This window comes from Streptomyces cirratus (genome assembly GCF_014650775.1).
GTDB classification, from domain to species: Bacteria; Actinomycetota; Actinomycetes; order Streptomycetales; family Streptomycetaceae; genus Streptomyces; species Streptomyces cirratus.
This window is the reverse complement of sequence record NZ_BMVP01000009.1, coordinates 21,689-48,606: the sequence shown is the minus strand read 5'-3', so window position 1 is coordinate 48,606 and position 26,918 is coordinate 21,689. Positions and strand designations below refer to the sequence as shown.

The 26,918-nt window shown below is 72.8% G+C and carries 26 protein-coding genes; 17 read left to right on the top strand and 9 right to left on the bottom strand.

The genetic code is table 11. The features are described 5' to 3' along the window. Positions 1-74 precede the first annotated feature (74 nt). Positions 75-1,217 (bottom strand): NADH-quinone oxidoreductase subunit D, encoded by a 1,143-nt coding sequence (locus tag IE207_RS21790; RefSeq protein WP_190185955.1) that lies wholly within the window; start codon positions 1,215-1,217, stop codon positions 75-77. A 31-nt stretch (positions 1,218-1,248) separates the two neighbouring features. On the opposite strand from IE207_RS21790, the gene IE207_RS21785 reads away from it, so the two are divergent. From IE207_RS21785 to IE207_RS21775, 3 genes are all read left to right on the top strand, one after another. Then, positions 1,249-1,740 carry a PH domain-containing protein gene (locus IE207_RS21785; protein WP_229873883.1) on the top strand — a complete coding sequence of 164 codons (492 nt, stop codon included), beginning with the start codon at positions 1,249-1,251 and terminating at the stop codon, positions 1,738-1,740. Between the two features lie 71 nt (positions 1,741-1,811). Further along, entirely contained in the window at positions 1,812-3,164 is a 1,353-nt protein-coding gene (locus tag IE207_RS21780) for a PH domain-containing protein (RefSeq protein WP_373304749.1), read from the top strand. Between the two features lie 121 nt (positions 3,165-3,285). Beyond that, positions 3,286-3,759 carry a carboxymuconolactone decarboxylase family protein gene (locus IE207_RS21775; protein WP_190185953.1) on the top strand — a complete coding sequence of 158 codons (474 nt, stop codon included), beginning with the start codon at positions 3,286-3,288 and terminating at the stop codon, positions 3,757-3,759. Positions 3,760-3,780: 21 nt separating this feature from the next. Here the strand turns inward: IE207_RS21775 and IE207_RS21770 are convergent, their stop codons facing one another. Both IE207_RS21770 and IE207_RS21765 read right to left on the bottom strand, forming a co-directional pair. Then, entirely contained in the window at positions 3,781-4,458 is a 678-nt protein-coding gene (locus IE207_RS21770; RefSeq protein WP_190185952.1) for a response regulator transcription factor, read from the bottom strand. Between the two features lie 3 nt (positions 4,459-4,461). Further along, entirely contained in the window at positions 4,462-5,664 is a 1,203-nt protein-coding gene (locus IE207_RS21765; RefSeq protein ID WP_190185951.1) for a sensor histidine kinase, read from the bottom strand. Positions 5,665-5,771: 107 nt separating this feature from the next. Between IE207_RS21765 and IE207_RS21760 the strand changes: the two genes are divergently transcribed. Next, on the top strand, positions 5,772-6,770 hold the full coding sequence (locus IE207_RS21760; protein ID WP_190185950.1) for an SAM-dependent methyltransferase: 999 nt from the start codon (positions 5,772-5,774) through the stop codon (positions 6,768-6,770). Between the two features lie 33 nt (positions 6,771-6,803). On the opposite strand, the gene IE207_RS21755 is transcribed toward IE207_RS21760, so the two are convergent. The 3 genes from IE207_RS21755 to IE207_RS21745 all read right to left on the bottom strand — a co-directional run bounded on the left by IE207_RS21755 (position 6,804) and on the right by IE207_RS21745 (position 10,933). Then, positions 6,804-8,360 carry a M28 family metallopeptidase gene (locus tag IE207_RS21755; protein WP_190185949.1) on the bottom strand — a complete coding sequence of 519 codons (1,557 nt, stop codon included), beginning with the start codon at positions 8,358-8,360 and terminating at the stop codon, positions 6,804-6,806. Positions 8,361-8,480: 120 nt separating this feature from the next. Next, positions 8,481-9,605 (bottom strand): DUF5937 family protein, encoded by a 1,125-nt coding sequence (locus IE207_RS21750; protein ID WP_190185948.1) that lies wholly within the window; start codon positions 9,603-9,605, stop codon positions 8,481-8,483. 203 nt (positions 9,606-9,808) lie between these two features. Beyond that, the gene (locus IE207_RS21745; RefSeq protein ID WP_190185947.1) at positions 9,809-10,933 is read right to left on the bottom strand and encodes a threonine aldolase family protein; all 1,125 of its coding nucleotides are present in this window, start codon (positions 10,931-10,933) and stop codon (positions 9,809-9,811) included. A gap of 108 nt (positions 10,934-11,041) precedes the next feature. Between IE207_RS21745 and IE207_RS21740 the strand changes: the two genes are divergently transcribed. The 11 genes from IE207_RS21740 (at position 11,042) to IE207_RS21690 (ending at position 19,596) form a co-directional block, all read left to right on the top strand. After that, entirely contained in the window at positions 11,042-11,998 is a 957-nt protein-coding gene (locus tag IE207_RS21740; protein ID WP_190185946.1) for a Rossmann-like and DUF2520 domain-containing protein, read from the top strand. Then, entirely contained in the window at positions 11,995-13,005 is a 1,011-nt protein-coding gene (gene panC, locus IE207_RS21735; protein WP_190185945.1) for a pantoate--beta-alanine ligase, read from the top strand. Before IE207_RS21740 ends, panC begins: the two co-directional genes overlap by 4 nt. Further along, positions 13,002-14,744, top strand: coding sequence for an L-aspartate oxidase (locus IE207_RS21730; protein WP_190185944.1), 1,743 nt, complete (start codon positions 13,002-13,004; stop codon positions 14,742-14,744). The genes panC and IE207_RS21730 overlap by 4 nt, the downstream gene beginning before the upstream one ends. Beyond that, positions 14,741-15,730, top strand: coding sequence for a carboxylating nicotinate-nucleotide diphosphorylase (nadC, locus tag IE207_RS21725; protein ID WP_190185943.1), 990 nt, complete (start codon positions 14,741-14,743; stop codon positions 15,728-15,730). The genes IE207_RS21730 and nadC overlap by 4 nt, the downstream gene beginning before the upstream one ends. A gap of 3 nt (positions 15,731-15,733) precedes the next feature. Then, positions 15,734-16,543 (top strand): type III pantothenate kinase, encoded by an 810-nt coding sequence (locus IE207_RS21720; RefSeq protein WP_190185942.1) that lies wholly within the window; start codon positions 15,734-15,736, stop codon positions 16,541-16,543. 310 nt (positions 16,544-16,853) lie between these two features. Beyond that, entirely contained in the window at positions 16,854-17,045 is a 192-nt protein-coding gene (locus tag IE207_RS21715; RefSeq protein WP_190185941.1) for a DUF397 domain-containing protein, read from the top strand. 111 nt (positions 17,046-17,156) lie between these two features. Further along, positions 17,157-17,783 (top strand): hypothetical protein, encoded by a 627-nt coding sequence (locus IE207_RS21710; RefSeq protein WP_190186104.1) that lies wholly within the window; start codon positions 17,157-17,159, stop codon positions 17,781-17,783. 14 nt (positions 17,784-17,797) lie between these two features. Continuing rightward, positions 17,798-17,965 carry a hypothetical protein gene (locus IE207_RS21705; protein WP_190185940.1) on the top strand — a complete coding sequence of 56 codons (168 nt, stop codon included), beginning with the start codon at positions 17,798-17,800 and terminating at the stop codon, positions 17,963-17,965. A 109-nt stretch (positions 17,966-18,074) separates the two neighbouring features. Beyond that, a complete protein-coding gene (locus IE207_RS21700; protein WP_190185939.1) occupies positions 18,075-18,545 on the top strand; it encodes a BlaI/MecI/CopY family transcriptional regulator in 471 nt (156 codons plus the stop codon). 9 nt (positions 18,546-18,554) lie between these two features. Then, positions 18,555-19,085, top strand: coding sequence for an amino-acid N-acetyltransferase (locus IE207_RS21695; RefSeq protein ID WP_190185938.1), 531 nt, complete (start codon positions 18,555-18,557; stop codon positions 19,083-19,085). Positions 19,086-19,260: 175 nt separating this feature from the next. Then, entirely contained in the window at positions 19,261-19,596 is a 336-nt protein-coding gene (locus IE207_RS21690) for a histone-like nucleoid-structuring protein Lsr2 (protein WP_190186103.1), read from the top strand. Here the strand turns inward: IE207_RS21690 and IE207_RS21685 are convergent. Next, positions 19,578-20,183, bottom strand: coding sequence for an SCO3374 family protein (locus IE207_RS21685; RefSeq protein ID WP_190185937.1), 606 nt, complete (start codon positions 20,181-20,183; stop codon positions 19,578-19,580). The genes IE207_RS21690 and IE207_RS21685 overlap by 19 nt on opposite strands. Before the next feature lie 462 nt (positions 20,184-20,645). Here IE207_RS21685 and IE207_RS21680 point away from each other — a divergent pair, with 462 nt between their 5' ends. Together IE207_RS21680 and IE207_RS21675 are read left to right on the top strand one after the other, a co-directional pair. Then, positions 20,646-23,171, top strand: coding sequence for an ATP-dependent Clp protease ATP-binding subunit (locus tag IE207_RS21680; RefSeq protein ID WP_190185936.1), 2,526 nt, complete (start codon positions 20,646-20,648; stop codon positions 23,169-23,171). A 437-nt stretch (positions 23,172-23,608) separates the two neighbouring features. Next, positions 23,609-24,259: a M23 family metallopeptidase gene (locus IE207_RS21675; RefSeq protein ID WP_190185935.1), complete on the top strand. Its 651-nt coding sequence runs from the start codon at positions 23,609-23,611 to the stop codon at positions 24,257-24,259. 53 nt (positions 24,260-24,312) lie between these two features. Here IE207_RS21675 and IE207_RS21670 read toward each other — a convergent pair whose 3' ends face one another. Both IE207_RS21670 and cseC read right to left on the bottom strand, forming a co-directional pair. Then, positions 24,313-25,515: a LamG domain-containing protein gene (locus IE207_RS21670; RefSeq protein ID WP_190185934.1), complete on the bottom strand. Its 1,203-nt coding sequence runs from the start codon at positions 25,513-25,515 to the stop codon at positions 24,313-24,315. A gap of 88 nt (positions 25,516-25,603) precedes the next feature. Further along, positions 25,604-26,917: a two-component system sensor histidine kinase CseC gene (cseC, locus tag IE207_RS21665; RefSeq protein ID WP_190185933.1), complete on the bottom strand. Its 1,314-nt coding sequence runs from the start codon at positions 26,915-26,917 to the stop codon at positions 25,604-25,606. Between the last annotated feature and the right edge of the window lies 1 nt (position 26,918).

Sequence of the window (26,918 nt, the reverse complement as noted above, 5' to 3'; positions counted from 1 at the left end):
CCGACAGCCGGGCCGAAGACGGTGGCGTCGGCCTCGTGGAACTGCCCGGCGGCAGCCCGCCCGCCCGTGGACCGCTACTTGTCGATGTCGCCGACCACGAAGAACAGCGAGCCGAGGATCGCCACCATGTCCGCGACCAGCTGGCCCGGCAGCAGCACCGCGAGCGCCTGGATGTTGTTGAAGGACGCCGAGCGCAGTTTCAGCCGGTAGGGGGTCTTCTCGCCCTTCGACACGAGGTAGTAGCCGTTGATGCCGAGGGGGTTCTCGGTCCAGGCGTACGTGCTCCCCTCGGGCGCTTTCAGCACCTTCGGCAGGCGCTGGTTGACCGGCCCGGGCGCCAGCTCCGCCATCCGGTCCAGGCAGGCCTCGGCGAGGTCGAGGGCGTTGTGCGTCTGGTCGAGCAGCACCTCGAAGCGGGCCAGGCAGTCGCCCTCGGGACGGGTGATCACCTTGAGGACGTCCTGGAGCTCGCCGTAGGCCAGGTACGGCTCGTCGCGGCGCAGGTCGAAGTCGACGCCGGAGGCGCGGGCGATCGGGCCGGAGACCCCGTACGCGTGCACGGCCTCCGCCGACAGCACGCCCACCCCGCGCGTGCGGCCGCGGAAGATCTCGTTGCCGTGGACCAGCTTGTCGTAGACGTCCATGCGGGTGCGGACGTCGGCGATCGCGGCGCGGGCCCGGCCGAGCCAGCCGGCCGGGAGGTCCTCCTTGAGGCCGCCGACCCGGTTGAACATGTAGTGCATCCGGCCGCCGGAGATCTCCTCCATGACGGCCTGTAGCTCCTCGCGCTCGCGGAACGCGTGGAAGATCGGGGTGATCCCGCCCAGTTCGAGCGGGTACGACCCGAGGAACATCAGGTGGTTCAGGACCCGGTTCAGCTCGGCGAGCAGGGTCCGCATCCACACGGCGCGCTCGGGGACCTCCATGCCCAGCATCCGCTCGACGGCCATGACCACGCCGAGTTCGTTCGAGAACGCGGACAGCCAGTCGTGGCGGTTGGCCAGCATCACGATCTGCCGGTAGTCGCGGGCCTCGAAGAGCTTCTCGGCGCCGCGGTGCATGTAGCCGACCACCGGCTCGGCGCTGACGATACGCTCGCCGTCCAGGACGAGGCGCAGGCGCAGGACGCCGTGCGTGGAAGGGTGCTGCGGTCCGATGTTGAGCACCATGTCGGTGCTTTCCGCCGCTCCGCCGATGCCGACCGTGGTCTCCGTCATGGCCGCATTGTCTCAGCCATACGCTGTGCGCATGGATATGGGGACAAGGGGTGGGACGAGCCGCCCCGACTGGGTGGGACTGCCGGGCGGCCTGCTCAGGCTCCGCCGACTGCTGCTGGCGTTCTGGGCGGTTCTCTTCGCGGCGGTGACGGGGGTCGTGCTGGGGCTGACCGCCGGTCCGGCGTGGGCGGCCTGCGGGGCGCTGTGGCTCGCGGCGGCGGCCTGGGGCTGGGTGCTGCTCGGGCGGAACTGGCGGTCCTGGCGGTACGCGGAGCGCGCCGACGACCTGCTGATCAGCCGGGGGGTGCTGTGGCGGGCCCAGACGGTGGTGCCGTACGGCCGGATGCAGCTGGTGGAGGTGACCTCGGGGCCGCTGGAGCGGCGCTTCGGGCTGGCCTCCGTACAACTGCACACGGCGGCCGCGGCGACGGACGCGAAGATCCCCGGGCTGGTGCCGGGGGAGGCCGAGCGGCTGCGCGACCGGCTGACGGAGCTCGGCGAGGCAAGATCGGCCGGTCTGTGAGCCCGGCGGGCGCCGAGGGCGTGGGGGTCCCGGAAGCGGTGGGCGTCCCGGGCGCGGGCGTCCCGGAGGCGGTGGGCGGCGCGGGCGCGGGCGTCCCGGAGGCGGTGGGCGTCCCGGAGGGCGTGGCGGTGGCCGCGTACGAGCGGCGGCTGCACCCGCTGACCCCGCTGCTGCGCGCCTGGGTCCCGATCGCGGCCGTCATCGGCATGCTCGCGCAGCAGGGCGACCGGGCGGAGGAGTGGATCACGGAGCTGCCCGTGTCGCTCCGCTTCCTGGTACTCGTCGCCCTGCTCCTGGTCTTCGGTACGTACGGGCTGCTGAGCTGGTGGTTCACGCACTACGCCGTCACCGCCACCGAGCTGCGCATCCGCAGCGGGCTCCTCTTCCGCCGCACCGCCCACATCCGGCTCGACCGGATCCAGGCGGTGGACGTCACCCGGCCGATGCTGGCCCGGCTCGCGGGGGTCGCCAAGCTGCGGATCGACGTCATCGGCACCGACGACAAGGACGAGCTGGCGTACCTGGCCGAGAAGGACGCCGCCGCGCTGCGCGCCGAACTCCTGGCCCGGGCCGCCGGTTTCGCGCCGGCCGAGGCGGTCGCGCTCGGGGAGGCGCCGGAGCGGGCGCTGCTGCGGGTCGGGCCGCGCGAGCTGGTGGTCTCGCTGCTGCTGAGCCTGGGCGTGCTGGCGGCGGTCACCGGCGGGCTCCTCGTGCCGGTGGCCGTGTGGTGGTTCAGTGCCAGCCCCTGGGCGGCCGCGGCGGCCCTGCTGCCGCTGCTCGGCTGGGCCTGGAGCAGCAGCGTGGGCCGGTTCCTGACCGAGTACGACTGGACGGTCGCGGAGTCCCCCGACGGGCTGCGGCTCGACCACGGGCTGGCGGACCGGGCCCACGAGACGGTGCCGCCGGGCCGTGTGCAGACCGTACGCATCGTCGAGCCGCTGCTGTGGCGGTGGCGCGGCTGGGTACGGGTGGAGCTGGCGGTGGCGGGCTCGAAGAACGACGTCCTGGTGCCGGTGGCCGCGCGGGCCGCCGCGTACGAGGTGATCGCACGCGTGCTCCCGGGCGTGGACCTGGCCGCCCTGAGCTTCTCCCCCGCCCCCGGGGCCGGCGCGCGGTGGGTGGTCCCGGTGTGGTGGCGGGGCTACGGCGTGGCCGTCTCCGAGGACGTCTTCGCCGCCAGGCGGGGTCTGCTGTGCCGCCGTACGGAGATCGTTCCGCACGCCAAGGTGCAGAGCGTCAGGCTCACCCGGGGCCCGTGGGAGCGCCTCCACGGCGTGGCCGACGTCCATGTCGACACCGGCGCCAACGGCACGGTGACGGCGCGCCTGCGCCCGGCCCCCGAGGCCTCCGCCCTCCTCTACGCCCAGGCGGACCGCTCCCGCACCTCCCGCGCCACGGCCCGCCCGGACCGCTGGATGACCTGACGCGGGCGCCGGCCCCGCCCCTCGCCCACCGGGGGTGATGCACGTCACATCGACTTCTGTCACGCGGGGCCGGGCCGCCCGGTCATAGCGGTGTAACCCCGAAACGGCAGAGGAGAACACCATGAGCGCCCGTTTGAACCTCTTCGGCAACGCGACTGCCGGGAAGTTCTTCAAGCACATCAACTCGGCCGGCAAGGCGGTGTCGGATTCGGCGCTGCCCGCCGCCACGCAGGAACTGGTGAAGATCCGCGCGAGCCAGATCAACGGGTGCGGGTTCTGCACCGACATGCACGTCAAGGAAGCCGTCGCCGCCGGTGAGACCGACCTGCGCCTGCACCTGGTGGCGGTGTGGCGGGAGGCCACGGTGTTCACCGAGGCCGAACGCGCCGCGCTGGAGCTGGCGGAACAGGGCACCCGCATCGCGGACGCGGCCGGTGGTGTCACGGACGAGGCGTGGGCGAACGCCGCCAAGCACTACGACGAGGAGCAACTGGCCGCCCTCGTGTCGCTGATCGCCCTCATCAACGCCTACAACCGGCTGAACGTCATCGTCCAGCAGCCCGCCGGCGACTACCAGCCCGGCCAGTTCGGATAGCCGGGAGACGCCTCCCGCCGGTCAGGCCGGCGGGGGGCTGCCCGCGCGGACCAGGCCGGATTCGTAGGCCAGGACGACCACTTGGACGCGGTCGCGCAGGCCGAGCTTCGTCAGGATGCGGCCCACGTGGGTCTTCACCGTCGCCTCCGACAGGACCAGCCGGGCCGCGATCTCCCCGTTCGACAGGCCCTGCGCCACCAGCAGCATGACCTCCCGCTCGCGCTCCGTCAGCCGCTCGATCTCCTTGTTCCGCGGCTCCTGCGATGTCGTCGGCAGCATCGGCGCGAACCGGTCCAGCAGCCGCCGGGTCGTCGACGGCGCCACCACCGCGTCACCGCTGTGCACCGAGCGGATCGCGGCCAGCAGTTCCGCCGGCGGGACGTCCTTGAGCATGAAGCCGCTCGCGCCCGCCTTGAGGCCGGAGAACGCGTACTCGTCCAGGTCGAAGGTGGTCAGGATGATCACCTTGGGGTGTTCCTCCGGCTCGCAGATGCGCCGCGTCGCCTCCACCCCGTCGAGCCTCGGCATGCGGACGTCCATCAGCACCACGTCCACCTTCGTGGCCCGCAGCACCTCCAGCGCCTCCAGGCCGTCACCGGCCTCGGCGACGACCTCCATGTCCGGCTGGGCCGCCAGCACCATGCGGAAGCCCGTGCGCAGGAGCATCTGGTCGTCGACCAGCATCACGCGGATGGACATCGATCACCTCTTCTTGAGTGGGAGGAGCGCACTGATCCGGAAGCCGCCGCCGGGCCGCGGGCCCGCGTCCAGCGTGCCCCCGACCATACCGACGCGTTCGCGCATGCCGATCAGTCCGTGCCCGGCGCCGTCGGCGCCGCCGTCCTCGTACAGTTCGTGGGCCGCGCCCCGCCCGTCGTCCTCGATCAGCAGCCCGAGCCCGTCGTCGAAGTACACCAGCCGGACGCTCGCCTTCGCCTCGGGGCCGCCGTGCTTGCGCGTGTTGGTCAGCGCCTCCTGCACGATCCGGTACGCCGTCAGCTCCACGCCGCTCGGCAGTCGCCGCGGCGCGCCCTCGACCGCGAAGTCCACGGCGAGCCCGGCCGTGCGGACCTGCTCGACCAGGACCTCGATCTGTTCGACGTCCGGCTGCGGGACGTAGTCCTCGGACTCCTGCGGCTCGCCGGTGCGCAGCACGCCCAGCAGCCGCCGCATCTCGGCGAGCGCCTGGCGGCCGGTGCCCGAGATGGTCTGGAGCGCCTCCTTGGCCTGTTCCGGCGCCACGTCCATCACGTACGCGGCGCCGTCCGCCTGGACCACCATCACCGAGACGTTGTGCGCGACGACGTCGTGCAGCTCGCGGGCGATCCGGGCGCGCTCGGCGGCGACGGCCACCTTCGCCTGCGCCTCGCGCTCCTTCTCCAGCCGCTGGTTGCGCTCCACGAGCTGCGCGTAGTAGGCGCGGCGGGTGCGCAGGGAGTCGCCCAGCACCCAGGCCAGGGCGAAGGGGACGACGGCGAAGAGGGTGAAGAAGAAGTTGTCGCTGGTGTTGCCCTTGTCGATGTGGAAGCGCAGGGCGTACAGGGGCGCGGCGGTCAGCCCGAGGGCGAACGCGAAGCGGGACAGCCGGCGGGAGACCTCGGCCGAGGCGGCCACGGTGTAGAGGATCACCAGCATCCCGAAGTCGCCGTTGTGCACGTCGACCCCGGCGGCCAGCTGGTAGACGCCCGTGCCCACCGCCAGCCAGAACATCTGCGGCGTCCACTTGCGGCGCAGCGCGATGACGACGCCCATGGCGATCACCGAGGGGACGGTGAGCAGCCGCTCGCCGGTGCCGCGGTGACCGGCGGACGCCAGGTCCAGCAGCGCGATCCCGCACAGGAGGACGGCCCAGAAGCCGTCGACCCATGTCGGGTGTCTGCGGAGGAAATCGTAAAGGCGCTGCACGTAACCCAGCGTAGGCAACGGAGATAGGTGCGGGAGTCAACCACAGGGGCGATCCGCGCGAAGGGGGCGTACTCCCCAAGGTGGAGGGTGAGCTTAGCCTGTGGGGGATGAGCGCTCAGGGTGAAGGGATCGGGCCGGTCCGCTGGCGGACCGCCATGGAGGCCGCGCTGTACGGGCCGGGCGGCTTCTACGTGGACCCCCGCGGCCCCGGCCCCGCCGGGCACTTCCGTACCTCCGTGCACGCCTCCCCGCTCTACGCGGGCGCCGTGGCCCGGCTCCTCCTCGCGGTGGACGAGGCCCTCGGCCGCCCCGAGGGGCTGGACCTGGTCGACGTGGGGGCCGGGCGCGGGGAACTCCTGACCGGGGTGCTCGCCGCCCTGCCCGCGTCGACGGCGGCGCGGGTGCGCCCGTACGCCGTGGAACGCGCGGCCCGGCCCGAGGGGCTGGACCCGCGCGTCCGCTGGGTCGCGCAGCCGCCCGCGGGGACCACGGGGCTGCTGTTCGCCAACGAGTGGCTGGACAACGTACCGCTGGAGGTCGCCGAGGACGGGCGGTACGTCCTGGTCGCGCCGGACGGTACGCAGAGCCCGGGCGGCCCGCTGGAGACCCGCGACCGGGCCTGGCTGGAGCAGTGGTGGCCGGGCGGGGGCCGGGCGGAGATCGGCCGCCCGCGCGACGAGGCCTGGGCGGCGGCCGTCGCGACCCTCGAACGGGGCCTGGCGGTGGCGGCGGACTACGCGCACACCCGCGGGGCACGCCCCCCGTACGGCACCCTGACCGGCTTCCGCGGCGGCCGGGAGGTCCCGCCGGTCCCCGACGGCAGCTGCGACATCACCGCGCACGTGGCCCTGGACGCCTGCGCCGGACCGGGCGCGGCCCTGCTCACGCAGCGGGAGGCGCTGGCGGCCCTCGGCGTCTCGGGGGCCCGGCCGCCGCTGTCGCTGGCGTCGACGGACCCGGCCGGGTACGTGCGCGCCCTCGTCTCGGCGGGGGAGGCGGCCGAACTCACCGCCCGCGGCGGGCTCGGGGACTTCGGGTGGCTGGTGCAGCCGGTGGGGTTGCAAGGGCTGCCGGGGCTGCCCGGCTTCGGGGTCCGGCCGGGCTGACGCGGCGGGGCGCCGCCCGGCCGGAGCGCCGCACTACCGCGTCACGCCGTGGTCGTGGCCCTCGCGCAGGCCGCCGCCGCTGCCGCCCGCGCCGCCGCCCGCGGGCCCGGGCGGGACCGGCACGGCGAGCGGGGCCAGGTCGTAGGCGTAGTGGCCGACCGCGTTCGCGATGACGTCGACGTTGATGTCGAGCGCCTTCTGGTCGATGTTGGCGATGGTGTCGCCCTTGCCGTGGTAGTTCACGTCGTAGGCCACACCGGCCTGGCCGCCGAACTTGGCCGCCTGCGCCGCCGTCTTGATGCCTTCGGCGCCCGTGTCCGTACCCCCGGAGGGGATCCCGGCCTCGATGAACGGGCCGTAGTCGGAGCGGCCGGTGAAGTCCGATCCCTCGTGCGGGATCTTCCGTCCGTCCAGGAAGTCCGTGATGCCCTTCTCCAGTTGGGCGGAGCCCTCGGGCCCGGGGCCGGAGCCGACCTTGTCCGAGTCGTCGCCGTCGTAGACGAAGTAGGCGGCGTTCGGCGAGGCGATCATGTCGAAGTTCAGGTAGAGCCGGATCTGCTTCTTCTGCGCGTCCGTCAGGCCGCCCACGTACGCCTCGGAGCCGAGCAGGCCGAACTCCTCCGCCGACCACCAGGCGAACTTGACCTTGTTCTTGATCTTCTTCTGGCTGCTCGCGAGGCGCTGCGCGACCTGGAGGATGCCGGCCGAGCCGGAGCCGTTGTCGTTGATGCCGGGACCGGCCGCGACCGAGTCGAGGTGCGCGCCGAGGAAGACGGTGTTGTTCTCGTCGCCGCCACGGGTCTCGGCGATGACGTTGTACGTCGTGCGGTTCTCGCGGAGCTCGCGGATGTCCAGGGTGACCTCGACCGGTCCGGCCGCGGCCTCGGCGGCGAGCTTCTCGCCCTCCGCCTGGGTGACGCCGCCGGTGGGGACCTTGCCCGCGTCGGCCGCGCCGAGCGTGCCGTTCAGGGCGCCCTCGGTGTTGTTGTAGATGAGCGCGCCGACCGCCCCGGCCGCCGCGGCGTTGGCCTGCTTGACGGCGAAGGTGCAGCCGCCGCGCTTGACGAGTGCGATGCGGCCGGTGAACGCGCCGGGGGCGAAGTCGCCCGGCTCGCAGCCGTTCGTACCGTCCGCGTCGACGGGGGCGACGGCGAGCCGCGCCGTGACGCCGCCGACCGGACCGCTCGCGGTGTACGTCATCAGCTTGACCGGGACGTCGCGCGGGGCGGCGCCGTTGACCTTCAGCGTCTCGGCGACCGTCTCGACGTACACGAAGTCGAACGCGTTCTTGGTGACCTCGTACCCGGCGGCCTTCATCACGGCTTCCACGTACTGGGCGGACTGCACGTGGCCCTTGGAGCCGGCCACGCGGGTGCCGTTGTTGTAGTCCGCGATGGACTGGAAGACCTTGAGGTGCTTCTCGGCGCCCTTGCCGGTCGCCTCCTGGACCAGTTTCCTCGCCAGCGCGTCACCCTTGGCGGCGTCGCTCTGCGGACTGCTGGCGCCGGCGGGCCCGGCGAGCAGCAGCGGGGAGGCCAGGGCCAGCGCGGCCAGGGCGGCGGTGGCTGCGGCTATACGGCGTGAGGGCATGGAGGTCCTTTCATCGGCAGGGTGCGGCGGGCTGGACGGTGGACGCACGTTAAGCAGCGGAGGGCCGCTCCCGCCAGACTGCGAATTCCAGCCAGGTCCGGGGGAGTTGCCGGCCACGGGTCAGCGGAGGACGCCCTCGATGAAGTCGGAGCCGATGCGGGCCACCACCGACAGGTCCAACTGGTGCTGTGCGTAACGGCCTTGGCGGCGCGTGTGCAGCAGCCCGGCCTTCTTGAGCACGGCGAGGTGGCGGGAGACCTCCGGGGCGGATATGCCGCAGACGGTGGCCAGCTCGCCGGTGGTGTACGGGGCCCTGGCCAGGCTGCGGCACAACTGCATCCGCATCGGGTGCGCGAGGGCGTCCATACGCCGCCGCAGCAGCTCCACCGAGCCGGGGGCGGAGGCCGGTTCAGGCGAGCCGAGGGGGTAGTGCACCACCGGGCGCCAGCCGGGGGCGTGCAGTACGAGGAGGTGCGGCCAGCCGAAGTTGGTGGGAATGAAGACCAGGCCGGGGCCGATGGCGGGGTCCGTGGCGGTGGCCGACCCGTCGACCATCTTGTCGGCGGTGATGGTGGTCCCGGCCTCGTCGACGCTCAGCGCCGCCGAGACCTCCCGGAGCGCGGTGGGCAGGCCCTTGCGGCGCAGCACCTCGGTCTTGTGGCGGGCGTCGGCGGCCTGCTGGGGGCCGGTCCGCCGCCACGTCTCGGCGAAGAACGCCTCGTCGCAGTCCTCCAGGAGGCGGCGCAGCCAGACGCGGACGGCGGCGGTGTCGTCCAGGAGCCGCCGCGAGAAGCGCAGCTGGGCCGGACCGCGGGCGGCGGCGGCCTCCAGGACCTTGGTGCGGGAGGCGGGGTCCTTGAGGGGGGAGGGGGCGCCGCCCTCGTTGTAGAGCGCGAGCCAGCAGTGTTCGAGGGCGGCCGTCACGAAGCGCTCGTCGTCGAGGCCGTCGAGTACGTCGAGCTCCTCGGCCAGGGTCGCGCCGGGCAGGCCGGTGCCGCCGGGGGTGCCCGCGAAGGGCATGAAGATGTCGGAGAAGGAGCTGCGCCAGAGGAAGTCGGCCTCCAGGAGCCGGTCGGCGAGGCAGGAGTCGAACGCGGCGGCGGTGGCGGTGGCCCAGGGGGCGAGGCGGGGGTGGTGGGCCGGCTGGGAGAGCGCGTGCAGGGCCATGCAGAGTTCCGCGAGGGGGGAGGGCGCGAAGCGGATCCGCTCCGCGGGGAGCCCGGCGATGTCGATGGTGACGCTCATCGCCCCATTCTCCCGGGCCCCCTGCCACCCGCCCCCCACACGGGTCCGTCCGAGCGACGGGGCCGGCCCGGGGAGTTCAGCCCGCCGGCGTTTGAGGCGCGGGGGCTCGGGGCCGGCCCCCGCAGCGGCGCCGCGCGGTGGGCGTTGTGCGGGCCCGCGCTTCGAGTGGCGGCGGGGCTGGTCGTCGTAGCGGACGGGGGCGGCTACAGGTAGGACGCGAAGTCGGCGACCGCCGTGCGGATGTCCGACGGGGTCCAGGAGAGGGACGGGGAGGTGAGCTCCAGTTCCGTCAGGGACACGGCCGGAGGGCCGGCGGGGGACCAGCGGCGGAACAGGACGCGGCCGGTCGACTCCGCCTGCCGCAGCCCCGCCTCCGTCAGCCGGTCCGCCTCGTACGGCAGCCACACCTGGAACTGGTGCGTGTGCGGCACCTCCGGGTGCACCCGGAACCACGGCAGTCCCGCCTCCGCGAAGCCCTCCCGCAGCGCCGCCGCGACCACCCGCGCCTGGGCCACGTACGACGGCAGCCGCGGCAGCTCCCGCTCCAGCCCGGCCAGCGCGGACAGCGCCTGCGGGAACTGCCGGAAGATCTGGCCCCCGTACCGGTGGCGCCACACCCGGGCCTCCCCGACCAGCGCCGCCGGCCCCGCCAGCGCCGCCCCGCTCAGCCCCCCGAGCGACTTGTAGAAGGAGACGTACACCGAATCCGCGAGCCCCGCGATCTCCGGCAGCGGCCGCCCGAGCTGCACCGTCGACTCCCACAGCCGGGCCCCGTCGAAGTGGACCACCGCATCCCGTTCGCGGGCCGCCTCCACCAGCGCGACCAGCTCCTCCCACGTCGGCAGCAGGAACCCCGCCTCCCGCAGCGGCAGCTCCAGCATCAGCGTGCCGAACGGCTCCGCCAGCTCCGCGACCTCCCGCGCCGTCGGCTGCCGCGCCTCCCGCGTCGGGTGCACCGTCCGCAGCCCCGACACCACCGACAGCGCGCCCCCCTCCCACAGCTCCGGGTGGCTCATCGGGTGCAGCGCCACCACCGGGTTACCGGTCCGCCCCGCCCAGCACCGCAGCGCAACCTGCTGGGCCATCGTCCCGCTCGGGAAGAACGCCGCGTCCTCCATCCCCAGCAGCTCCGCGACACGCTGTTCCAGCCGGGCCACCACCCCGTCGCCGTACACGTCGGCGCCCTCGTCCGGGTCCGCCTCCGCCAGCCCCGGCAGGGTCGCCAGCAGTTCGCCCACCGTCGGCTCCAGCAGGCTCCGCGACAGCACCCGGTCGGCCCCGCGCCACGCCGCCACCAGCCGCTTCGTCCGTTCTTCGTCATCCGTCATGGCCCGATCATCGCCCGGCCACCGCCGACCGGCCGACACGCCCAGGGGCTAGCATGGCGGCGTATCGTCCGGTACCCCCCGCGGACTGGAACGGAAGGCATTCCCCGCGTGAACGCAGCCCATCAGACGGAGCCCCGGGATCCGTCCGACCGCCCTGCCCGGCTCGCCGTGGGCGTCGTCGGCGCCGGCCGGGTCGGCCCCGCGCTGGCCCGCGCCCTCCAGCAGGCCGGGCACCGCCCCGTCGCCGTCTCCGGCGTCTCCGACGCCTCCCGCCGCCGGGCCGCGCGAATGCTGCCCGACGTGCCGGTCGTCCCGGCCGAGCGGGTGTTCGAACGCGCCGACCTGGTGCTCCTGACCGTCCCGGACGACGCCCTGCCCGGCCTCGTCGAGGGGCTCGCCGACACGGGTGCGATCCGCCCCGGCCAGCTCCTCGTCCACACCTCCGGGCGCTACGGGACCGCCGTCCTGGACCCGGCCCGCCGCGCGGGCGCCCTGCCGCTGGCCCTGCACCCCGCGATGACCTTCACCGGCACCGAGGTCGACGTGCAGCGCCTCGCCGGCTGCTCCTTCGGCGTGACCGCCCCCGAAGAGCTGCGGCTCGCCGCCGAGGCGCTGGTCATCGAGATGGGCGGGGAGCCCGAGTGGATCGCGGAGGAGAACCGTCCGCTCTACCACGCCGCCCTCGCCCTGGGCGCGAACCACCTGGTCACCCTGGTCGCCCAGGCCATGGAGCTGCTGGGCAAGGCCGGCGTCGAGCACCCCGACCGGATGCTCGGCCCCCTCCTCGGCGCGGCCCTGGACAACGCCCTGCGCTCCGGCGACTCCGCGCTCACCGGGCCGGTGGCCCGCGGAGATGCCGGTACGGTCGCCGCGCACGTCTCCGAGCTGCGCAGGCACGCCCCGGCCGCCGTCCCCGGCTACCTCGCGATGGCCCGCACCACCGCCGACCGCGCCCTGGCGCACGGTCTGCTCAAGCCCGAGCTCGCCGAGGACCTGCTGGGGGCCCTCGCCGGGAGCGAGACCGCCCCCGATTCCGAAACCGACCCCGAGGGCGACGGCCGATGACCGAGCACCCCCTGCTGCTGGACACCGCGGACGCGCTGCACCGGCTCCCGCGCACCGGCCGCCGCGCCGTCGTCATGACCATGGGCGCCCTGCACGACGGCCACGCCACCTTGGTCCGCGCCGCCCGTGATCTCGTCGGTCCCACCGGCCAGGTCGTCGTCACCGTCTTCGTCAATCCCCTCCAGTTCGGGGCCAACGAGGACCTCGACCGCTACCCCCGCACCCTCGACGCCGACCTCGCGCTCGCCCGCGCGGCGGGCGCCGACGCCGTATTCGCCCCGTCCGTCGACGAGGTCTACCCCGGCGGCGACCCCCAGGTGCGGATCAGCGCCGGCCCCATGGGCGGCCGCCTCGAAGGGGCCACCCGACCCGGCCACTTCGACGGGATGCTCACCGTCGTCGCCAAGCTGCTCCACCTCACCCGCCCCGACCTGGCCCTCTTCGGCCAGAAGGACGCGCAGCAGCTGGCCCTGATCCGGCGGATGGTCACCGACCTCAACTTCGCGGTGGACGTGGTGGGCGTCCCCACCGTCCGCGAGGAGGACGGCCTCGCCCTGTCCTCCCGCAACCGCTACCTCTCGCCCGCCGAGCGCCGCACGGCCCTGGCCCTGTCCCACGCCCTGTTCGCGGGCCGCGACCGGCTCGCCGCCCAGGCCGCGCTCTGCGCCCGCGCGGAGGCCGCCCCCGCCAGCGACCAGCGGGCCACCGGCCTGGCCCGGCTCGGTGAGATCCGCGCCTCCGCCGACGCGCACGCCGTCTCGGTCGCGGTCTCCGCCGCCGGCCAGAGCCTGCCCGACGCCGTACGGGCGGCCGCCCGGCACGTCCTGGAGGAGGCCGGCCGCCAGGACCCGCCGCTGGCCCTGGACTACCTGGCGCTGGTGGACCCGCAGGACTTCACCGAGGTCGGCCCCGACTTCACCGGTCAGGCCGTTCTGGCCGTCGCCGCGAAGGTGGGCACGACCCGGCTGATCGACAACATCCCATTGGAGTTCGGAGCACACACGTGAGCACCCCAGGCACAGCCACCGCCGGCACCGGCATACGGCTGCACGCCCCCGCCCCCGGCTGGGCCGTCGAAGCCGATGTCGTGGTCGTCGGCTCGGGCGTCGCGGGCCTGACGGTGGCGCTGCGCTGCGCCGCCGCGGGCCGCCGTACGGTCGTGGTCACCAAGGCCCGGCTCGACGACGGCTCCACCCGCTGGGCACAGGGCGGCATCGCGGCCGCCCTCGGCGAGGGCGACACACCCGAGCAGCACCTGGACGACACCCTGGTCGCCGGGGCGGGCCTGTGCGACGAGGCCGCCGTACGGCTGCTCGTCACCGAGGGCCCGGGCGCGGTGGGCCGCCTCATGGAGTCCGGCGCCGTCTTCGACACGTCCGCCGAGACGGGCGAGATCGAGCTGACCCGCGAAGGCGGCCACCACCGACGCCGGATCGCGCACGCGGGCGGCGACGCGACGGGCGCCGAGATCTCCCGGGCCCTGGTCGAGGCCGTCCAGGCGGCCGGTATCCGCACCGTCGAGAACGCGCTCGTACTGGACCTCCTCCAGGACGCCGAAGGGCGTACGGCCGGCGTCACCCTGCACGTCATGGGCGAAGGCCAGCACGACGGCGTCGGCGCCGTCCACGCCCCGGCCGTGATCCTCGCGACAGGCGGCATGGGCCAGGTCTTCTCCGCCACCACCAACCCGGCCGTCTCCACGGGCGACGGCGTGGCCCTCGCCCTGCGCGCCGGCGCCGAGGTCTCCGACCTGGAGTTCGTGCAGTTCCACCCGACGGTGCTGTTCCTGGGACCGGACGCCGAGGGCCAGCAGCCGCTGGTGTCGGAGGCGGTCCGCGGCGAGGGCGCCCACCTCGTCGACGCCGACGGGGTGCGCTTCATGGTGGGCCAGCACGAGCTCGCCGAACTCGCCCCGCGCGACATCGTCGCCAAGGGCATCATGCGCCGCATGCAGGAACAGGGCACCCGGCACATGTACCTGGACGCCCGGCACTTCGGCGCCGAGATGTGGGAGCAGCGCTTCCCCACCATCCTCGCCGCCTGCCGCGCCCACGGCATCGACCCGGTCACCGAGCCCATCCCGGTCGCGCCCGCCGCCCACTACGCGTCCGGCGGCGTACGGACCGACCTGCACGGCCGCACCACGGTCCCCGGCCTGTACGCCTGCGGCGAGGTCGCCTGCACCGGCGTGCACGGCGCGAACCGGCTCGCCTCCAACTCCCTGCTGGAGGGCCTGGTCTTCGCCGAGCGCATCGCCGAGGACATCGTCGCCCACCCGCCCGCCGTGGGCGCCCCGGTCGTCCCCGTCCCCGCCACCGGCCCGCTCCAGCCCTCCGGGGCGCGCTACGAGATCCAGCGCATCATGACGGACGGCGCGGGGGTCCTGCGCTCGGCCGGCTCCCTCGCCGGGGCCGCCGCCGCGCTCGAAGACCTGTACGCGGCCGCGCTGGGCGAGCTCGAGACGCACGGCAAGACCGCCGAACCGGGCGTCGACACCTGGGAGGCCACCAACCTCCTGTGCGTGGCCCGGGTCCTGGTCGCCGCCGCGCGGCGGCGCGAGGAGACCCGCGGCTGCCACTGGCGCGAGGACCACCCCGACCGGGACGACGCGAACTGGCGGCGCCACCTCGTCGTCCGGCTCTCCGCGACCGAGAAGCGGGCCCTGGTCGTCACGCCCACCGACTCCGCGGACTTCCCATCCGTACAACACCCTCTCCTCAACGACAGCATGGAGCAGTCAGCGTGAGCACGCACGAGCACGACCACCAGCACGACGAACTTCCCCTCATCGAGCGGTCGGAGGGCGGTTGCGGCGACGACTGTGCCTGCGGTGAGGGCGAGGAGTCCGGCCTGGACCCGGCGCTGGCCCAGCTGCTGACCGACGCCGGCCTGGACCCGATCGAGGTCGAGGACATCGCGCACATGGCGCTGTCCGAGGACCTGGACGGCGGGGTCGACGTCACCACCGTCGCCACCGTGCCCGAAGAGGCGGAGGCCGTCGCGGACTTCGTGGCCCGCGAGGACGGCGTCGTGGCCGGTCTGCGCGTCGCCGAGGCCGTGTTCTCGATGGTGTGCACCGAGGCGTTCGAGGTGGAGCGGCACGCGGAGGACGGCGACGCCGTCAAGGCCGGCCAGCTGCTGCTGTCCGTACGCTCCCGCACCCGCGACCTGCTGACCGCCGAGCGCAGCGCGCTGAACATCCTGTGCCGGATGTCCGGCATCGCGACCGCCACCCGCCGCTGGGCGGACGCCCTGGAGGGCACGACGGCCAAGGTCCGCGACACCCGCAAGACCACGCCGGGCCTGCGCGCGCTGGAGAAGTACGCGGTCCGATGCGGCGGCGGCGTCAACCACCGCATGTCCCTGTCGGACGCGGCGCTCGTCAAGGACAACCACGTCGTCGCGGCGGGCGGTGTCGCGCAGGCGTTCACCGCCGTGCGCGAGGCCTTCCCGGAGGTCCCGATCGAGGTCGAGGTCGACACCCTGGAGCAGATCGGCGAGGTCCTGGAGGCGGGCGCCGACCTGATCCTGCTGGACAACTTCACGGTGGCCCAGACGGCCGAGGCGGTCGCCCTCGTCGCCGGCCGCGCCACCCTGGAGTCCTCGGGCCGGCTCACCCTGGACACCGCCCGCGACTACGCCCTGACCGGTGTGGACTACCTCGCGGTCGGCGCGCTGACGCACTCCTCGCCGATCCTCGACATCGGCCTCGATCTGCGCGAGGCGGTGTAACCGATGCTCCTCACCATCGACGTCGGCAACACCCATACGGTTCTGGGCCTGTTCGACGGTGACGAGATCGTCGAGCACTGGCGCATCTCGACCGACCCGCGCCGCACGGCCGACGAGATGGCCGTCCTGATGCAGGGTCTGATGGGTACGCACCCGATGCTCGGCACCGAACTGGGCGACGGGATCCACGGCATCGCGATCTGCTCGACGGTCCCCTCGGTGCTGCACGAGCTCCGCGAGGTCACCCGCCGGTACTACGGTGACGTGCCCGCGGTGCTGGTGGAGCCCGGCATCAAGACCGGCGTGCCGATCCTGATGGACAACCCGAAGGAGGTCGGCGCGGACCGCATCATCAACGCGGTCGCCGCCGTCGAGCTCTACGGCGGACCGGCGATCGTGGTCGACTTCGGTACGGCGACGACCTTCGACGCGGTGTCGGCGAAGGGCGAGTACGTGGGCGGCGTGATCGCCCCGGGCATCGAGATCTCGATGGAGGCGCTGGGCGTCCGGGGCGCCCAGCTGCGCAAGATCGAGCTGGCCCGCCCGCGCAACGTGATCGGCAAGTCCACGGTCGAGGCGATGCAGTCGGGCGTGGTGTACGGCTTCGCGGGCCAGGTGGACGGTGTCGTCGCGCGCATGGCCAAGGAGCTGGCCGGCCCGCACGGCGAGCCGGACGACGTACGCGTCATCGCGACGGGCGGCCTGGCCCCGATGGTCCTCGGCGAGTCCTCGGCGATCGACGACCACGAACCGTGGCTGACGCTGATCGGCCTGCGCCTGGTCTACGAACGCAACGCGCCCAACTTCGACTGACCCGGCCCCGCCCCGCCGCAGCCCGGCCCGGTGGCCCCCCCGCCGCGCGTCGCCCGGCGCGCTCCGGCAGCGCCCCGCACGGCCCCGGGCCGACGGGCGCGCGCTCCGGCCGGCCCCGGCCGACCGGACCGGCACGGGCCTCCGGCGGGGCGCCCCGCCGGGAGCCGGCGTCGGGCGGACGGGCCCGTCGTGTGGCCGGCCGGCGAATTCCCCGGCAAGGAATTTCCCCGAAATGGCCGGAACGCGCGCCCGGCGGGGTTACCGTCCCTCCGGGAAACACCCGAACCCTTCCCCGGCGGAGGAGACCACCATGACCGCGACCGCTCGGCTCACCTGGCAGAAGTCGTCCTACTGCGGCGACGGCGACGCGTGCGTCTACGTCGCCTCGGCCCCCGGCGTCCTGGTCCGCGTCGCGGACCGCGCGGACCCGGCGCACCTGGTCCTGGCCACCACCCACGCCGCCTGGGCCGCCTTCCTGGAAGCGGTCAAGGCGCAGCCGTAGCGCGCGCCCGCGAAGAACCCCGGCGCGCCGGGAAGAGCCCACATCGGGGGATTTTGTCCGATTAGCGCGTATCTTCGCCCCATGCCCACGCCCTACGGTTCCCGCGGCGGCATGGCGTTCAGCGCTGCTGAGCTGCACCTGCTCAGGCGTTCGCTCGCCCACGCCCTCCAGTCCTCCCCGGCCCCCCTGACGGCCGGCGAGGTCCAGGACTGCCTGCGCCTCGCGGCGTCGGTGGACGACGCGGTGCAGGAGGCGGGGCGGCTCAGAGAGTTCCTCCTCGCCGACCTGGCCCGCTACAGAGCCGCCCTCCCGGGCAGCCTGCCCGGGTACCTGGAGCTGCTCCAGGACGCCCTGGCCGCCGGCTACGAGCCCGTCCCCGACGACCTCGCCGCACTGCGGGCGCTGCGCGCCAACCCGGTCGCCGCCGCGGTGCTGGAGCGGGCCCAGACGGTCGCGGAGCGCTCCGTACGCCGCCGGTTCTCCACCACGCCCGCGCCCCGGACCCGCCTGCTGGCCCTGGCCGGCGGCCGCGAGGAGGAGCGGCGCCCCGAACCGGGGCCCGCGCCCCGCCCGGCGCCCCGGCCCGCCGAGAAGCCCGCGCAGCCCGCCGAGAAGCCCGCGCAGCCGGGCGGGAAGCCGGCCCCGCACCCGGACCGGCCCGTCCCCACTCCGGGTGAGGTCTTCCCGCCGCGCCGCAAGCCGACCCCGCCCCCGAAGGACGACCGCGCGGCGGGATAGCTACGCTGGTGGGCATGGACTACGTTTCCGCGCTCGTGCCCCCCTTCGTGATGGCCGTGTTCTTCGTCTTCCTCGTCAAGACGATCGTGAAGAGCCAGGGCGGCGCCAACAAGGCAAAGGAAGACGCGGCGGTGGACGCCGTACTCGCCCGCGCCGAGGCGGCCCGGCAGACCGGGAACTGACCCGGAGAACTCCCGTGGGGGCCCCGACCGAGTCGGGGCCCCCACATTTGTCGCGCGTTGCCTTCCGAATAGTCGGGCAATTCCCCACAACCCGCACTATCGTGCTGTTGTGCCTCGCCCCTTGGGAGAACTCGAAGACGCCGTGATGACACGGGTGTGGCAGTGGAACCGCCCGGTCACCGTTCGTGAAGTCCTGGAAGACCTTCAGCAGGAACGGTCCATCGCGTACACCACGGTCATGACCGTTATGGACAACCTCCATCAGAAGGGCTGGGTCCGGCGGGAAGCCGAGGGCCGCGCCTATCGCTATACGGCGGTCTCCACCCGAGCCGCCTACTCGGCCGCCCTGATGAACGAGGCCTGGTCGACCAGCGACAACCCGGCGGCCGCCCTCGTGGCCTTCTTCGGCATGATGTCCCAGGAACAGCGGGAAGCCCTCCGGGACGCCGTACGGATCGTCGGCCACGACGACGAGGCGCCCGCGGAACCGGCGGAACGCGCCGTCGCCGAAACGCCGGCCCCACCGGCCGCGGAAGCCGGGCAGCAGACCGGCGAGCGGCCGTCCGAGCCGGGGCGATAGCGTCACCGCATGGGAGAGTTTTCCACCGAAGACGCTAAATCAGTGACCATCCGCCGCGCGCGCACGAGCGACGTTCCCGCGCTGCGCCGTCTGCTCGACCAGTACGTGCAGCAGCGCATCCTGCTGGACAAAGCCCCCGTGGTCCTTTACGAGGACATCCAGGAGTTCTGGGTCGCGGAACGCGACGGCGACGGCCAGGTCGTGGGCTGCGGCGCTCTCCACGTGATGTGGGAAGACCTCGCCGAAGTACGCACTCTCGCCGTCGACCGCGCCTTGAAGGGGGCCGGCGTAGGGCATCGGGTGCTGGCCCAGTTGTTGGAGACCGCGCGCCGGCTCGGCGTGAGCCGGGTTTTTTGCCTCACCTTCGAAGTGGACTTCTTCGCGAAGCACGGCTTCGTCGAGATCGGGGAGACCGCGGTGGAGACCGATGTCTACATGGAGCTCCTGCGTTCCTATGACGAGGGCGTCGCCGAGTTCCTCGGTCTCGAACGAGTGAAGCCGAACACCTTGGGCAACAGTCGGATGCTTCTGCACCTCTGATCCGTGGGTGCTCGATCAGAGCCGCTTTTACGGGCTCCGCACGCCTGTGGCCTATGTCCGAATCGCGTACGTTTCCCGCTGTGCGGCGGCCTTGAACCTCTCACCGGGGGTTTGTGTTTTCCCGGCAAAAGCGGTTTCCTTTCCGCGTACTGCATTTTCGATGAAAGGAAATCCGGTGGCACAGAAGGTTCAGGTCCTTCTTGTCGACGACCTCGACGGTGGCGAGGCGGACGAGACGGTGACGTTCGCTCTGGACGGCAAGACCTACGAGATCGACCTCACCGCCGCCAATGCTGAAAAGCTTCGCGGCCTGCTCGACCCTTACACCAAGAGCGGTCGCCGCACCGGTGGCCGTGCCGCCGCGGGCCGTTCCAAGGGCCGCGCCGCCGCCACGTCCGGCAACCCGGACACCGCGGAGATCCGCGCGTGGGCGAAGGCCAAGGGCCTCACGGTCAACGACCGCGGCCGCGTCCCCGCCGAGATCCGCGAGGCCTACGAGAACCGGGCCTGACCGACGGCGCCGGCCCGCCCCGCCGGGGCCGTACGCCGCCGCAGGCGTGCCCTGTGGCACTCGGTCGCCGCCGCGGCGACCAGGCGTACGAGATCGGGTCCGGCGCCCTGCCCGGGACCGGGCAGGGCGGGCAGTGATGCCTCGCACCCCTGCTCGGGGGGCCGCAGCCACACTGCGGCCCCCCGGGGGCCGTGCGCCGCGTGCTGTCCGGGAGGCGCCGGGGCGGTGATCAGACCCCCCTCCCCGAGCGCGGTGAGGTCGAGGTCCACCCCGCCCCATTCCAGCCAGTCGAGGAGCCCGTCCAGCTCCTCCGCGCCCCCCGGGGCCACCAGGAACCGCATCCGGCGGCCCGCGACGGCCACCGGCCCGGTGGCGACCCGACGTCGCAGCACCTGCGTCCCCGCGTCGGCCGGCAGCTCCAGTACGTCGAACACCGTCCCGGTGGCGAGCCGGGCGGGCGCGGCGGCGGCCAGGGTCCAGCCGGGTACCCGGGCGTACCAGGCGGCGTAGGACTCCGCTCCGGGCGCGGTCCGGGGCGGCGGGACGGCGGCGAGGCCGAGGGCGTTCCCGGCGGCGGTGAGTGCCATGTCCCGAGCAACTGCGGATTGCGCTCCGGGTTACGCGATGCGTACGGAAGAATACGGAACGTAAACATCCGGCACGCTCCGTCCCACATTCGAAGACGGAAGCCTGTTCGCCCGTAGCGGAGACAACCGTGGTCCCCGGCATGGACCGTCCGTCCTTAGGGGTAAGACATTCCTAGTGGATAGGGGCGACACGGCGAGGTGAACGGCCTTCGAGGGGGTTCCGTTCGCCATCGGCGTACACGTGTGACGGGTATCTGCCTGGCCTGCGGGAACATCGTCTCGCACCATCGGGTTGGAGCAGTTGTCGGCTCTTGCGGCCGGTTTTCCCACAGAACGTGAGGGTGAGCCGCGGACGGATGTCGGCAGTTGGAATGAGCTGTCCCGCCCCGCGGGACTAGCATGCGGAAGGACAGGGCGGGGACCGACCCCGAACTGCCCGACCGCTCTGAGGAGCGATAAACGATGTTCGAGAGGTTCACCGACCGCGCGCGGCGGGTTGTCGTCCTGGCTCAGGAAGAAGCCCGGATGCTCAACCACAACTACATCGGCACCGAGCACATCCTCCTGGGCTTGATCCACGAGGGTGAGGGTGTCGCCGCTAAGGCCCTGGAGAGCCTCGGGATTTCGCTCGAGGCTGTTCGCCAGCAGGTTGAGGAGATCATCGGTCAGGGGCAGCAGGCCCCGTCCGGCCACATCCCCTTCACCCCGCGGGCGAAGAAGGTCCTGGAGCTTTCGCTCCGAGAGGCCCTCCAGCTCGGCCACAACTACATCGGCACCGAGCACATCCTGCTCGGCCTGATCCGCGAGGGCGAGGGCGTCGCCGCCCAGGTCCTCGTGAAGCTGGGCGCCGATCTGAACAGGGTCCGGCAGCAGGTCATCCAGCTGCTCTCCGGTTACTCCGGAGGCGGCAAGGAGTCGGCCACGGCAGGCGGCCCGGCCGAGGGAACCCCCTCGACCTCGCTCGTCCTCGACCAGTTCGGCCGCAACCTCACCCAGGCTGCCCGCGAATCCAAGCTCGACCCGGTCATCGGGCGCGAGAAGGAGATCGAGCGGGTCATGCAGGTGCTGTCCCGCCGGACCAAGAACAACCCGGTGCTCATCGGCGAGCCCGGCGTCGGCAAGACTGCCGTCGTCGAGGGCCTGGCCCAGGCCATCGTCAAGGGCGAGGTGCCCGAGACCCTCAAGGACAAGCACCTCTACACCCTCGACCTGGGCGCCCTGGTCGCCGGTTCCCGCTACCGCGGTGACTTCGAGGAGCGCCTCAAGAAGGTGCTCAAGGAGATCCGCACCCGCGGCGACATCATCCTGTTCATCGACGAGCTCCACACCCTCGTGGGTGCGGGTGCCGCCGAGGGCGCGATCGATGCCGCCAGCATCCTCAAGCCCATGCTGGCCCGTGGTGAGCTCCAGACCATCGGTGCCACGACCCTGGACGAGTACCGCAAGCACCTCGAGAAGGACGCGGCGCTGGAGCGCCGTTTCCAGCCGATCCAGGTGGCGGAGCCTTCCCTCCCCCACACGATCGAGATCCTCAAGGGCCTGCGCGACCGCTACGAGGCCCACCACCGCGTCTCCATCACGGACGAGGCCCTCGTGCAGGCGGCCACCCTCGCGGACCGCTACATCTCGGACCGCTTCCTGCCGGACAAGGCGATCGACCTGATCGACGAGGCCGGCTCCCGGATGCGCATCCGCCGGATGACCGCACCGCCGGACCTCCGCGAGTTCGACGAGAAGATCGCGAACGTCCGTCGCGACAAGGAGTCGGCCATCGACTCCCAGGACTTCGAGAAGGCGGCCTCCCTCCGTGATTCGGAGAAGCAGCTGCTGGCGGCGAAGGCCAAGCGCGAGAAGGAATGGAAGGCCGGCGACATGGACGTCGTCGCCGAGGTCGACGGCGAGCTCATCGCCGAAGTCCTCGCGACCGCGACCGGCATTCCCGTCTTCAAGCTGACCGAGGAGGAGTCCTCGCGGCTCCTGCGCATGGAGGACGAGCTCCACCGTCGCGTCATCGGCCAGAAGGACGCCATCAAGGCCCTCTCGCAGGCGATCCGCCGTACCCGTGCGGGTCTCAAGGACCCGAAGCGTCCCGGTGGCTCGTTCATCTTCGCCGGCCCCTCGGGCGTCGGTAAGACCGAGCTCTCCAAGACGCTCGCCGAATTCCTCTTCGGCGACGAGGACGCGCTGATCTCCCTCGACATGTCGGAGTTCAGCGAGAAGCACACGGTTTCCCGTCTCTTCGGTTCGCCCCCCGGCTACGTGGGCTACGAAGAGGGCGGCCAGCTGACCGAGAAGGTCCGCCGGAAGCCGTTCTCCGTCGTCCTCTTCGACGAGGTCGAGAAGGCGCACCCGGATATCTTCAATTCCCTTCTCCAGATCCTGGAGGACGGTCGCTTGACCGACTCCCAGGGCCGGGTCGTGGACTTCAAGAACACGGTCATCATCATGACGACCAACCTGGGTACGCGGGACATCTCGAAGGGCTTCAACCTGGGCTTCGCGGCCCAGGGCGACACCAAGACCGGATACGACCGGATGAAGGCGAAGGTCAACGAAGAGCTCAAGCAGCACTTCCGGCCCGAGTTCCTCAACCGTGTCGACGACACGGTCGTCTTCCACCAGCTCACGCAGGAAGACATCATCCAGATCGTCGACCTGATGATCGCCAAGGTGGACGAGCGCCTCAAGGACCGCGACATGGGCATCGAGCTCAGCGGCGAGGCGAAGCAGCTCCTGGCCAAGCGCGGCTACGACCCGATCATGGGTGCCCGCCCGCTGCGCCGGACCATCCAGCGCGAGATCGAGGACATGCTGTCGGAGAAGATCCTCTTCGGCGAGCTGCGCCCCGGTCACATCGTGGTCGTGGGTGTGGAGGGTGAGGGCGAAGACGCCAAGTTCACCTTCCGGGGCGAGGAGAAGACGGCTCTGCCGGACATGCCTCCGATCGAGGCGACGGGCTCCGGCCCGGACCTCTCCAAGGGCGCGTGAGCGCGAGGCGCCCGTAGCGGTGTGAAGGGCGGCCCCGGGACCGAAAGGTCCCGGGGCCGCCCTTTTGTCCGTGTGGGGGCGGGCGGCGCCGTGCCCCGCAAGGTGGGCCGCGCCGTGCCCCGCGGTGGGCGGCGTCCTGCCCCGCAAGGCGGCCCGTACACGCCCTCACGGCGGTGACAAGCCGCACAGGGCAAATCGGACCTCCTACCACCTTTCGTAGATCGAGTGTCCGTTTTGTCCATGACTTCACCCTGCTGGGGAGCGGTCAACAGGGTTGGGCGCCTCGTCCACATCTACGAGCTTGGGTAGTAAAGGGGCGGTTTGGGCGGGAGCGGGGGGCCGGGTTACCAAAGTGGGCGAGCCAAGCCCGGTACGTCGGCAGCAGCCGAGCGCGCCGGGCGGCTTGTTGCCCTGTTCCCGGCCCCGGAGGTCCCCGCATGTCCGCGAAGCGCGTCAGCACCCGTCGTACCCGTCTCGCCCTCGTCGCCACCGGTCTCGGTGCGGCACTGGCTCTCGGGGCCGGGACGTCCGCCGCCTTCGCCGACGAGGCCAACAGCGCCCTCACCGGTACCGCCCAGCTGGTGGCCGCCCAGGCGAAGGCCCAGGCGCAGGCCGCCGCCACCGCCGTGAAGCCCGCGGCCGCCAAGCCGGTGGCCGCGAAGACGGCGGTCAGCTGGAACAAGCCGGTCGCCCGCTACACGCTCTCCGCGACCTTCGCCCAGGCCGGCGGCCTGTGGGCGCACAAGCACTCCGGCCAGGACTTCGCCTGCCCGATCGGCACCCCGGTGCACGCGGCCAGCGCGGGCGTGGTCGTCAAGGCCGGCCCGAACGGCGGCGGCGACGGCCCGGCGTACGGCAACGCCATCGTGATCCGGCACGCGAACAACACGTACTCCCAGTACGCCCACCTCTCGCGGATCCAGGTCAAGATCGGCCAGAAGGTCGCGATGGGCGCGCAGATCGGCCTGTCCGGCAACACCGGGAACTCCACGGGCCCGCACCTGCACTTCGAGATCCGCACGACCCCGAACTACGGCTCGGCCGTGAACCCGGTCGCCTTCCTCCGCAAGGTCGGCATCACCGTCTGAGTCCCGTCCCGCCGGGCGGGGGCGTTACTCGGCCCCCGCCCCGGCGAGGGGACTCAGTACAGGAGCCAGGAAGCCGTCGGGCGGGCCACCGGGTCGAGCTTGCCCGCCTTGAGGGCGTCGATGCGGTACTGCGGCAGGGCCACGTCGTAGATGCGCAGGCTGTCCATGGCGCCGTTCCAGGCGGCGGTCCAGTTGTCCTGGTGGCGGGAGCGGCCGATCTCCAGCGGGCCGGGGGCCGGGAAGATGCCGGAGGCCACCGTCGCCTCCTCCGCCTTCTTGCCGTTCACGTACAGCGTGATCTTCTTGCTCGGTGCGTCGTAGGTCGCCGTCAGCTCCGAGAACGTCCTCTCCATCTTCGCGCTCACGCCCGAGACCGTCGTGGTGGTGGTCTCGGCGCCCTGGTCGCCGGTCTGCACGCGGAAGATCCAGACCGGCTTGCCGTTCACCTCGTCCAGGCCGAGCTCGAAGGAGAACGACTTCTCGTTGCCCTGGCTGATGGCGATCTGGCGCCCCTTGGGGACCCGGTTCCAGACGCGGGCCACGACGGTGAAGCTCTTGGACGTGTCGACGACGCGCTGCTGGGACTCGGCGAACGAGTTCGCGTTGTTCTTGAGCCGGACCTCGTAGCGCTTGTCGATCGGGAAGACCCCGGCGTCGGGACCCATCTTGAGGTTGGACTTGCCGCTCAGGTCCCGGATGGTCGTCTGGTCGCCCGGCACGGTCGGGGTGAGGTCGGTGGGCGGCTGGTTCTGCGTGGGGGACGCGGAGGGCTTGTCCTCGCCGCCCTTGGCCGCCTCGTCGTCCTTGCCGCCACCGAGCAGCAGGAACGTTCCTCCGGCGGCGAGCAGCGCCATCACGCTCACCCCGCCGACGATCAGCCAGAGCCGCTTCTTGCGCCGCGCCGCCGCCGAGCGGTCCGCGAGCGCGTCCCAGTCGGGCTGCGAGGTCTGGGCCGGGATCGGGAGGGGCTGCTGCGGGGGCTGGGCCTGCTGGCCCTGCGGGTAGGGGCCCTGCTGGTACGGGCCCGGCTGCGGCTGCTGCGGGTACCCGTATCCGTCCGGCTGCTGCGGGTACCCGTACCCGCCCGGCTGCGGCGGGGGGCCGAAGCCGCCCGGCGCCGGCTGCCCGCCGGGAGCCCCGGGCGGGAAGCCGTAGCCACCGGAGGCCGGAGTTCCCGGCGGGAACCCGTAGCCGCCGCTCCCCGGGGCGGGCTGCTCGGGCTGCGGGCTGCTGTTGGGATTCGTACCGTCGGTCATTCCACGGATGCTAAGACATCAGCGGTACGGAGCGAACGCCCGCAGGTCCCGATCGGGAACCGATCCGGATCAAGCCCCCGGCGCCGGGCTACGCCTGCGGCTTGATGATCGGGAAACTGCCCGTCGCCGTCGGCGCGTGCTCCGGCAGCCACAGCACCGCCACCGCCCCGGCGGCCGCGCCCTCGCCCGCCGCGCCGCCCCGCGCCGCCACGTTGCGGAACGTCAGCCGGGCGCCCAGGACCCGCGCCTGCCCCTCCGCGATGGTCAGCCCCAGCCCGTGCCCGACCCCGGCCCGGTCCGTGGACCCCGTACGGAAACGGCTCGGCCCCTCGCGCAGCAGCGCCTCGGGGAAGCCCGGCCCGTGGTCGCGTACGCGTACCACCCGTCCCTCGATGTCGACCTGCACCGGCGGCTGCCCGTACCGGCCGGCATTGGCCAGCAGGTTGCCCAGGATCCGCTCCAGGCGGCGCGGATCGGTGCTGACGATCTCGTCCGCCACGACCCGTACCGACGCCTCAGGCATCAGCGCCTTCACCCGCCGGGTCACGAACTCGCCCAGCGCCACGTCCTGGAGTTCGGCCCGCTCCGAGGCGCTGTCCAGCCGGGCCACCTCCAGCACGTCCTCGACCAGCGCCCGCATCGCCTGGGCCCGGTCCCGCACCAGCTCGGTCGGCCGGCCCGGAGGCAGCAGTTCCGCCGCCGTGAGCAGGCCCGTCACCGGGGTGCGCAGCTCGTGCGCGATGTCGGCGGTCACCCGCCGCTCGGCCTCCAACCGCTGCTGGAGGGTGTCTGCCATGGCGTCCACCGCCCGCGCCAGGTCGTCCGTCTCGTCCCGTACGACACCGCCGACCGCGTCCCGTACCCGTACGTCGGGATCCCCGTGCGCCACCCGTTGCGCGGCGGCGGCGGCCTTGCGCAGCCGGCGCGAGATCTGCCCGCCGATGAGCACGCCCAGCGCGGAGCCGGCGAGCACCACGGACAGCGAGCCGACGACCAGCGCCCGGTCCAGGTCGCGCACCATGTTGGCGCTCTCACGGAACTGGGTGTGCAGCGACACCACCTGCCCGTTGCCGAGCGGTACGGCCGCCCACACCTCCGGGAGCCCCTTGGGGTTCTCCTGGACGTAGGTCCCGCGCCGCCCGCTGCGCGCCTTCTCGCGCAGCTCGGCCGGCAGGTCGGGGTCGTTGAGCTTGGCGCCCATGGGGGGCTTGCGGCCGGCCTCGGCGTTGCGGGAGATGAACTGCACGCGGTCCAGCTGCACCTCGCGGGCGCTCTCCAGCATCGACACGCGGGCAGCGCTGTGCACCACCAGGCTCAGCGCGACGGCGGTCAGCGCACCGACCGCGGCGACGGCGAGGGCGATCTTCCAGCGGATCCCGGTGCGCAGGGTGAACCGTTTCACA